This window comes from Acinetobacter sp. GN11 (assembly GCF_054823985.1).
On record NZ_JRVL01000285.1, the window covers coordinates 36,986 to 46,788 of the forward strand.

General features: G+C 40.2%; 10 protein-coding genes. 7 read left to right on the forward strand and 3 right to left on the reverse strand.

Annotated features, from left to right (window positions below):
* Nucleotides 1–83: 83 nt before the first annotated feature.
* The 6 genes from NL42_RS18325 to NL42_RS18350 all read left to right on the forward strand — a co-directional run bounded on the left by NL42_RS18325 (nt 84) and on the right by NL42_RS18350 (nt 4,905).
* Nucleotides 84–1,124: a rod shape-determining protein gene (locus tag NL42_RS18325; RefSeq protein ID WP_461313835.1), complete on the forward strand. Its 1,041-nt coding sequence runs from the start codon at nt 84–86 to the stop codon at nt 1,122–1,124.
* Nucleotides 1,125–1,140: 16 nt separating this feature from the next.
* On the forward strand, nt 1,141–1,998 hold the full coding sequence (gene mreC, locus NL42_RS18330; protein WP_461313836.1) for a rod shape-determining protein MreC: 858 nt from the start codon (nt 1,141–1,143) through the stop codon (nt 1,996–1,998).
* Nucleotides 1,985–2,476 (forward strand): rod shape-determining protein MreD, encoded by a 492-nt coding sequence (mreD, locus tag NL42_RS18335; RefSeq protein ID WP_461313837.1) that lies wholly within the window; start codon nt 1,985–1,987, stop codon nt 2,474–2,476. Before mreC ends, mreD begins: the two co-directional genes overlap by 14 nt.
* Complete coding sequence (locus NL42_RS18340; RefSeq protein ID WP_461313838.1) at nt 2,464–3,024, forward strand: Maf-like protein; 561 nt, start codon at nt 2,464–2,466, stop codon at nt 3,022–3,024. Before mreD ends, NL42_RS18340 begins: the two co-directional genes overlap by 13 nt.
* A 113-nt stretch (nt 3,025–3,137) precedes the next feature.
* Nucleotides 3,138–4,592 (forward strand): ribonuclease G, encoded by a 1,455-nt coding sequence (rng, locus tag NL42_RS18345; RefSeq protein ID WP_461313839.1) that lies wholly within the window; start codon nt 3,138–3,140, stop codon nt 4,590–4,592.
* A 139-nt stretch (nt 4,593–4,731) separates the two neighbouring features.
* The gene (locus NL42_RS18350) at nt 4,732–4,905 is read left to right on the forward strand and encodes a PA1571 family protein (RefSeq protein WP_002116397.1); all 174 of its coding nucleotides are present in this window, start codon (nt 4,732–4,734) and stop codon (nt 4,903–4,905) included.
* A gap of 29 nt (nt 4,906–4,934) precedes the next feature.
* Here the strand turns inward: NL42_RS18350 and NL42_RS18355 are convergent, their stop codons facing one another.
* Together NL42_RS18355 and NL42_RS18360 are read right to left on the reverse strand one after the other, a co-directional pair.
* Nucleotides 4,935–6,320, reverse strand: coding sequence for a WS/DGAT/MGAT family O-acyltransferase (locus tag NL42_RS18355; protein ID WP_461313840.1), 1,386 nt, complete (start codon nt 6,318–6,320; stop codon nt 4,935–4,937).
* A gap of 171 nt (nt 6,321–6,491) precedes the next feature.
* Complete coding sequence (locus tag NL42_RS18360) at nt 6,492–7,226, reverse strand: phosphoadenylyl-sulfate reductase (RefSeq protein WP_461313841.1); 735 nt, start codon at nt 7,224–7,226, stop codon at nt 6,492–6,494.
* Nucleotides 7,227–7,410: 184 nt separating this feature from the next.
* Between NL42_RS18360 and thrH the strand changes: the two genes are divergently transcribed.
* Complete coding sequence (thrH, locus tag NL42_RS18365) at nt 7,411–8,028, forward strand: bifunctional phosphoserine phosphatase/homoserine phosphotransferase ThrH (RefSeq protein ID WP_003655338.1); 618 nt, start codon at nt 7,411–7,413, stop codon at nt 8,026–8,028.
* Nucleotides 8,029–8,086: 58 nt separating this feature from the next.
* Here the strand turns inward: thrH and NL42_RS18370 are convergent, their stop codons facing one another.
* A complete protein-coding gene (locus NL42_RS18370) occupies nt 8,087–9,586 on the reverse strand; it encodes an outer membrane protein transport protein (RefSeq protein ID WP_461313842.1) in 1,500 nt (499 codons plus the stop codon).
* Nucleotides 9,587–9,803: the final 217 nt, after the last annotated feature.

Genomic DNA, 9,803 nt, shown 5'->3' on the forward strand with positions numbered 1-9,803 from the left:
AAGCGATTGACTTGTTCAAATCATCACATTTAGTTTAAAGTTGCCACCTTGCATCCACATGAAAGTTTAACTGAGAACGAACCGTGATTCTAAAACGACTAATTGGCTTGTTTTCGCCGGATCTAGCCATTGATTTAGGTACTGCAAATACACTTATTTATGCACCAGGCCGCGGCATTATATTAAATGAACCAACAGTTGTGGCAATTCGTCACAGTGGTTCACAAAAAATTGTTGCTGCTGTAGGACTAGATGCTAAGCAAATGTTAGGCCGTACGCCTGCGAATATTTCTGCAATTCGTCCAATGAAAGACGGTGTAATTGCGGATTTTGAAGTGACTGAAACCATGTTAAATCAGTTTATGGGTAAAGTTCACGAAAAACGTTTGTTCCCACCTGCACCTCGTGTGGTTGTATGTGTACCATGTAAATCAACTTTGGTCGAGCGTCGTGCAATTCGCGAAGCAGTATTTAATGCTGGTGCCCGCGATGTTCGTCTGATTGAAGAGCCTATGGCTGCTGCAATTGGCGCAGGTATGCCAGTTGAACAGGCATGTGGTTCTATGGTTGTGGATGTTGGTGGTGGTACAACTGAAATTGCAATTATTTCATTGCAAGGTTGTGTCTATGCTGACTCTTTACGCATTGGCGGTGATGTTTTTGATGAGCAAATCATCAATTATGTTCGTAAAGCTCATGGTTGCGTGATTGGTGAAACCACAGCAGAAATCATTAAAAAAGAAGTAGGTATGGCTATTTCTGATGGCACAACATTAGAAATCGAAGTACGTGGCCGTAACCTTGCAGAAGGTGTGCCTCGTGCAATTACTGTAACTTCTGACGAAATTACTCAAGCAATCTCTGATCCATTACAAAATATTGTAAGCGCAGTGAAATCAGCACTTGAGCAAACTCCTCCTGAGCTTTCTTCTGATATTGCCGAGCGCGGTATTGTGTTGACAGGTGGTGGAGCGTTACTTCGTAACCTCGATAAATTGTTAGCTCAAGAAACTGGTTTACCAGTTATGGTTGCTGAAGATCCTCTTACTTGTGTTACCCGCGGTGGTGGTAAAGTATTGGAATTCTTTGACAATCCGAACCATGACATGCTTTTTGTTGGTTAAGTTTAAGGATTAGGCGGTGCAACCGAATATTTTTTCAAGACAGCCGCCATCTTTCCGCTCGTTCATTATTGCGGTCATTACATGCTTGGTTGTGCTATTTTTTGATTGGCGCATGCCGTATGTAATTCAGCCAGCAAGGGATGTCTTGTACGCTGCATATAACCCAATTTATGCATTGGCTAGTTATCCAGTACTGTCGAGAGAATGGCTGAATCAACAAACAAAATCTGAAGCACAGCTGCGTCGTGAAAATACTGCAATGCAGGCTGAGCTTTTACAAGCTCAAGTCCGCTTACAGAAGCTTTCTGAACTGTCAGCTGAAAACACTCGTTTGCGAGGTCTTCTTGATACTCCATTAATTATTGATGGACGTATGGAGATTGCCGAAGTGATTGGGACAGATGCAGACCCATTACGTCATATCATCATTGTTAACCGTGGCTCTATGGACCATTTAAAGGTCGGTCAAACGGTTCTGGATGATAAGGGGATTATGGGGCAGATCATTAATGTATATCCTCATAGCTCACGTGTAATGTTGTTATCAGATAAAGAACACTCACTTTCGGTCCGTCTTGAACGTACTGGAATGCGTGCGATTGTTTCTGGTACAGGTGATTTGGGCCGTTTAAAAATGGAATATGTCCCGACGAGTGCGAATATTCAAGTGGGCGATAAAGTATTTAGCTCAGGCTTGGGTGAACATTTCCCAGCAGGGTACGCAGTGGGTACAGTTGCCAAAGTAAGACGCCATAATTCAGGTGAGTTTGCAGAAATTGATGTTACACCAGCCGCGCAATTAGCAACAGGACACCATGTAGTTATACTTTTCTCAGATTCATTAGCGAAGGAGCAGCCATATGCCGATCGCTAAACTGAAGCGAGAAAAGCGCCAAGATCCATTATGGGTAATAATTCTCTCTGTGATTGTGGCTTCTGTGCTCATGGTTTACCCGCTATCCTACGATATTTCAGGTTGGCGCCCATTATTCATGTTGATGATTATGCTGTTTTGGGTGGTATGTCAGCCAACATGGTGTGGGATCTGGTTTGCGTTTGGAATGGGGATTTTTACAGATTTATTGCTTGATGCTCCTTTAGGTCTCAATGCTTTAAGCTTTGTAATTGTGACTTTTCTTACCCGTTTTTTAATTCGCGAGCGCCGTATTTTAACCTTTGGTAATTTATGGACGATTGCAACTCTGGTCATTATTGCTCATTTAGCGTTTATGTGGGTAACCCAGACCATGGGTGGAATTCATTTTTCGATTGCTAGACACTGGCAACCATTGATGACAAGTATCATCAGTTGGCCAATCGTCTATTATTGTTTGGCAAAATGGCGCATATAGTTTTAGCATCTAGTTCTCCTCGTCGGAAGGAGCTATTGCAACAACTGGGTTTGGATTTTGAAATCTATAGCCCCGATATTGATGAGTCTGTTCATAAGAATGAGCTGGTTCATCAATATGTTGAACGTTTAGCGAGAGAAAAAGCGCAAACTGTATTAAAAATTTTTCCAGAAGCAATTGTTATTGCTGCCGATACAAGTCTGGGGCTTGATGGTCAGATTATTGGTAAGCCTGAATCGAAAAGCCATGCTTTTGAGATATGGAAACAATTATCTGGACGTTGGCATGATGTGTTTTCTGGATTATGCATTGCTACGCAGCAACAAATGTTAAGTCAGGTGGTGCAAACACAAGTCGAATTTCAGCATCTGACTATGCAAGATATGGAAGATTATTGGACTACAGGTGAGCCTGTGGGGAAGGCCGGTGGATATGCAATTCAAGGGATTGCTTCTCAATATATTCCCCAAATTCAAGGAAGTTATAGTAATGTGGTAGGACTTCCTTTATACGAATTTGCACAGTTATTAAAAAGAGTAAAGACATAAGAGGTTGTTATCATTCTTAATTGAATAGCATTGTCGATAAACAGTAGGCAAAGTTAAAGTTAACAGCTTCTCTGACTCTTTAATAAAAATTTTATAATGCTTTGAGTTTATGTATGTCAGAAGAATTACTTATTAATGTCACGCCTATGGAGTGTCGGGTGGCATTAATCGAAAATGGAACTGTTAATGAGCTGTATGTCGAGCGTACAGTCAAGCGCGGTTTAGTCGGTAATATTTACAAGGGTAAAGTCGTGCGAGTGCTTCCGGGCATGCAAGCAGCTTTTGTTGATATCGGTTTATCTAGAACAGCCTTCTTACATATCAATGATATGGTTTGGCCTCGTTCACAGCCTACCCCAAACGTTTTTGAACTCTTACACCCCGGTCAAACCCTAACCGTTCAAGTCATGAAAGATATGTTGGGAACGAAAGGGGCACGTCTGAGTACAGATCTTTCAATTCCTTCTCGTTATCTGGTTTTAATGCCATACGGTAACCATATTGGTGTATCGCAGCGTATTGAGTCTGAAGAAGAGCGAGAACGACTGCGTAATATTATTGAAGGTATTCAATCTGAACATAATCTGCCGGGTAGCGTGATTGTACGTACGGCTGCCGAAGGTGTAGATGAGGCAGAAATTGCACGGGACATGTGCTATCTGAGTAAATTATGGGAATACATCCAACGTAAGCAAATTGATGTTGCTGTTCCATCCTTAATTTTTGAAGAGCTGCCATTACCTCAGCGTATTATTCGAGATTTAGCAAGCGAAGAGACCGCAAAGATCTATGTTGATTCGAGAGAAATTCACGCCAAGCTTCTTGAGTTTGTTGAGGAATTTGTTCCGAATATGCAGAGTCGACTCATTCATTATCCGGGTGAGCGACCACTATTTGATCTTTATAATGTCGAAGAAGATATCCAGAAAGCCCTTCAAACGCGCGTTGCTTTGAAATCGGGTGGTTATCTTATGATTGACCAGACTGAAGCCATGACAACGATTGACGTTAATACGGGTTCATATGTCGGTGGTCGTAGTCTTGAGGACACCGTTTTTAAAACCAATATGGAAGCGACACAAGTCATCGCACGTCAACTTAGACTGCGTAATTTGGGTGGTATTCTCATTATTGATTTTATTGACATGCAAGAGGCAATTCACCGTGAAGAGGTGATGCGTCAGTTTGAAAAAATGCTTGAGCGTGATCACGCCAAGACCAAGATTACTCAAGTATCAGAACTTGGTCTGGTCGAAATGACGCGTAAACGAACACGTGAGTCGTTAGAACATTTGCTGTGTGAGTCGTGTCCAACCTGTCAAGGACGTGGTTTTGTCAAAACAGCAGAGACAGTGTGTTACGAAATATTTCGTGAGATATTACGATATACCCGTGCATTTGAGTCAACGAGTGGCTTTACTGTTGTTGCTCATCCTTCTGTGATTGACCGATTATTAACAGCAGAAGCGCCAGCAGTGGCAGATTTAGAGCATTTCATCAACCGTGTCATTAAATTTCAGGTCGAAAATTTATATACGCAAGAGCAATACGATATCATTTTAAGTTAAAGTTGTAACAAGATATCGCTTAATCCTTGTTACAACTGAAATTTTACTTTCATTCATGAATTTTAAATACTACTTGCATACAGTAGCCGTAGACGTTCTCCCTATTTAACGTCTTAGCAAACAATAAGAGGTATAACCCATGAATGTAAGTGAAAACTTAATTAGCAACGGTCTTAAACATGTTTTAGAAAGCACGCCAGTAAATAGCTGCTATATGTTGAATGATCAAGGTAAAGAAGTACCGATCACAACTGCAATGATTCGTTCAGTATGTCATCAGTTGCTTAACCAGTGCCGCACAATCAAAAAATAAGGGGCCAATTCAAAGCCCCTTAACTTTTTCTAACTTGCTGAATGATGTTTCAGCTGCTTCTCTGCAATAATTTCTTCAAAACGTTGAATCTCATCTTCTAAATGAGTCAAAAGGTTTTGCATTTTTGGCAAAGCATTTCGACAAGCTGTTAATCCAACTTCAAGCTTATCTAAATAACTGGTCATGGTAATGTTTAGAGCTTGTCCATCCATGACAATCGAAGCAGGGTAGAGAGCGTCTAATTTCGCGCCATTCCAATAAAGCGGCTCACGTGGTCCTGGTACATTGGAAATGACTAAATTGAACGCCTGACGCTTAGGAAGCATTCCTGACATGATGTTTAATCCTGCCGGGCCATAAACAACCGCACTATAGTTTAAAATTTCATTCGCAGTCATACGGCTAAAGCGTTGCTTTGAATTCTGCATACTGCGACGAATAATTTCTAGACGTTCTAGTGGTTGATCTTTATGAGTTCCTAAATTTGCCAGAATCATGGTAATCCGGTTACTCATATCAGAATCATCTGTGCGTAAGGAAGCTGGAACCATGGCAATAAGTGGCTTTTTAGGTAAGCTATTTTGACTAATCAAATATTCACGTAAAGCACCAGAGCATACTGCGAGTACCACATCGTTAATCGTCACGCCTAATGCTTTTGAAATTTTTCTAAGGCGGCTCAGTTCAAAGGATTGGGCCGCAAAACGACGTGAAGCACTTACTCTTTGGTTCAAAATCGAAACTGGCGCCTGAAAGGTAGAAACATAATCAGGATTTTTTCCCATTTCTTTAAATATAGTCTGAGATAGCTCTTGCATGACTTTAGGAGCTATATCGAGTTGAGACTTAATGCTTCCCAAAATACTCTTAATTTTACTTGGACTTGGAGTAGGCACTTTTAGGCGTTTAGTTCTTTTGCTCTCAACACACCATAAAGGAACTACGTGTTTCTCTTCAGGTGTTTTTGAAAGTGATTTTTCGATCAAACGCATACCCGCAACGCCATCGACCATTGCATGATGGATTTTAAAATACATGGCAAAACGATTGCCTTCGATTCCTTCAATAATGTCACAAGTCCAAAGTGGTTTTGCACGATCAATTAAAGAACTATGTTGCTGTGAAATATAAACCAGAAGTTCGCGAATGCGTCCAGGATGAGGTAAAGCAATGTGGCGAAAGTGATGATCGATATCGAACTCTTCATCTTCATCCCAAAATAGACCATTTAAACGGTTATTGAAGGGCGGAATAGGAATGCTTTTTGAGCGTTTAATATCTTCTACTAAATCATGTACGAAGGTTTCAGGCGCATTTTCAGGAATTTCAAATAAAAACAATCCACCGACATGCATGGGTTGCTGTCTTTTTTCAAGTGACAGAAAAATGAAATCAATTGGGTGTAATGGACGCATAAATCATTGTGCCTCATGCATTTTTCTAAGAAGCCCTTATCTGAGCTCTTATTAGAATTATAGAACCGTAAAATTAAGTATATAGCGTTTAGAGTAGATAAAATATGACTTTGTGTACGGAACATGACATAAAAAAAACCACTGATTTAGCAGTGGTTTTTTGATAACAAATTACTTTTTCATGTTGCCTGCATGCAATCCGCACTCTTTTTGAGTCGCTTCTTCCCACCACCAGCGTCCTTCACGCTCATGTTGGTTTGGTAATACTGCTCGTGTACATGGTTCACAGCCAATAGAAACAAAACCACGTTCGTGAAGAGGGTTATATGGAATCTCCATCATACGGATGTAGCTCCATACTTCAGCACTTGTCCAGTTTGCTAAAGGATTATATTTAATGAGTTGCTTACCTGGACCAGAGAAACCAGCATCAGCCTGTACTACAGGAATTTCTGTACGTGTACCAGGACTTTGATCTTTACGCTGACCTGTAATCCAGCCATCTAAAGTCGCAAGTTTTTTACGTAAAGGCTGAACTTTTCGAATACCACAACATTCTTGGTGTCCATCTGTAAAAAAGCTGAATAAACCTTTTTCGTTTACCATTTTTTGAACAGCTTCAGATTCAGGGAAACAAATTTCGATATTGATATTGTAGTGTTTACGGACAGTTTCAATAAATTGATAAGTTTCAGCATGTAGGCGACCAGTGTCGAGACTAAAGACACGGAACGGCTTACCCAAACGCGAAGCAATATCGATTAAGACAACATCCTCTGCTCCCGAAAAAGAAATTGCGATTTCACCTTGTTGGCTTAAGGCAAGTTCTAAAATTTCTCGAGGGCTTTTGGTTGCATATTCAGCAGCAAGAGCATCTACGATATCAATAGTCGGAATAACGGTCATGTGTGTTCCTGGCAAAAGGCTTGGGCGCATTGAGTTATGAAAAATATTCTAAAGGATAGTTGATAAACTGCTTAGCACTTTAATTTCGATCCTTATGAATAAAATTGATTTGATCAATAACAACGCAAAACTGAAAATCTTAATGGTATGATACAGCAATTTTTAACCAACGTTGGAAGCATTCATGGAAATCGTATGCCTAGATCTTGAAGGGGTTTTAGTTCCTGAAATCTGGATCAATTTCGCTAAAAAAACAGGGATTAAAGAACTCGAGGCGACAACTCGTGATATTCCGGATTATGATGTTTTAATGACTCAGCGTCTTAATATTTTAAAACAACACGGTCTAGGCTTAAATGACATTCAAGAAGTCATTGCTGAGATGGGGCCATTACCAGGCGCAAAAGAATTTGTTGAATGGGTGAGCACTCATTTCCAACTCGTGATTCTGTCAGATACTTTCTATGAGTTTGCACATCCTTTAATGAAGCAATTAGGGTGGCCAACAATTTTCTGTCATAAATTAGAGACAGATGAAGAGGGAATGATTACTGCTTATAAATTACGTCAACCAGATCAAAAACGTGAGTCGGTTAAGGCACTCCATGGCTTAAATTTCCGCGTAATCGCAGCTGGTGATTCTTATAACGATACAACTATGTTGGGTGAAGCTGACCATGGTTTCTTATTTGATGCACCTGCAAACGTGATTGCTGAATTTCCGCAATTCCCCGCTATCCATGGATATGACGCATTAAAAGAAGCAATTCGTTCAGTTTCAAAGCGTAGCATTCCAGCATAAGAGATAAATAATAAAAAAGGCGCTTTAAGCGCCTTTTTTATCTGAATAGTTTTGAAACTTAGAATTTATAACCAAGTTTTAAACCATAAGCGATTGCGTTGTTGTCAGAAAACTCTGCAACATATTCATCACCACCAGCTTGTGCACCAGTTTGAGCCTTAGCATCGCCTAACCAGAAATATTTTACGCCGCCAGCAATAAACGTTTGTGGGGTAGGGCTATATTGAAGACCTAAACCTACGTTCCAGTAACCTTCTGTTGGGCCTAGAGTTGTGATTGGATTACCTGCACCAGAGTCCCAACCTACAGAAACGTTACCAGCCCATTTGTCATTAAGTTTGCGGCCAACACCTGTAGTCACTGTCCATTGGTCATCTGAATAGCTAACTAAATCAAAACCATTTGGACGGTTGACAATCGGGCCTACAACTTTTGATAGTTGTCCAAATTTGTATGGTTGAACAGAGAAATCTTTCCAGTTCACCCAACGTATGTTAGCGAAGGCAACAGTGTCAGCCATGATTCCTGTTTGGAAATCAAAGTTAACTGATTGAGGCGTGGTAATTGTGGTATCTGCTGAGCTATTTTTAATTGCCTCGCCAGCTGCAGCTTGTCCTAATAATGAAAGAGCAGGAAGTGTAGGCAAGTTTTCACGAATATTGACGTCATGGTCAATTTCAGAGCGATATGTTAAAGATGCTTTTAATGCAATTTCAGGAATTTGATAAGCGAAACCTGCTAACCAACCTGCACCACCTGTTTCTTTAATATCTGCATCATAGCCATTGTAGATACTGTAAGCTTGACCACGGAGGTTGATGTTTCCTTTAATGGTTTGATATACACCGCCCGCATAGAAGTTCCAATTTTGATTTGGTTGAAAACCAAAAACCATTGAAAGGTTCTGGGTATCAACTTTAACCTTGGTGGCACCTTTGCCAAGCAAACCATTGACTTGAGCTAAACCGGCGTCAACCTTTGCAGCAACACCTTGTTTAACACCCGCATCGATAACAGCTTTAGTAGTTGCATCATTATTATAAGCATTTAAAGTGGCAGCAAATTGTGCTTGTCCAGCAGGAGAGGTTAAGTCAACTCCTTGGGCTTGCAGGGCCGCACCCACACGTTGATTAGCTGTTAATCCATTAAATGTTGTATCAATAGTACTGGTACGAATTGCATCTAATCTTTCTGGAGCTAAAATTGTATTGGTGCTATCTGATACAAATACGTTTTTTCCAGAATATTCAGCATCTGCGCCGAATGGTTGATCGTATAGTATACCAAATGAGAATTTATCATTAAGTTGCAGTTTTAAGGCTGCATTTGGGAAATAATAATCATTACCCATATCACCAATATCGCGGCGTGTTGCACTTGATCCCGCTTCTTTACCCGCTACATCTGGGTCTAAAACAGAAATACCAGCTTCAAAATAATTATTAGGCTGCAAAAATGCAGACATTGATTGTCCAGAGCGATCCAATGCTGCTGCAAAAACCCCAGTTGCAGGCAGCGTTGCTAAAATCATTGCAGTGCTCAGATGTTTTAATTTCATTTTAATCTTTCCTTGAACTTCAAGACATTTTTTTAAAAGTAACAGAGTTAAACCGTTTAAACTGTGTTGCCTTCAAAGCTTCTAATTACAACTTATAAAAGCTTTGATAACTCCATGTAACAAAAATAGCATAATTACAATAAGAGTAAATCTGTTATATGAACTGAAGAGTACTCACTTTTTATACAAATAGTGTCAATAATGAATGAAATATGAA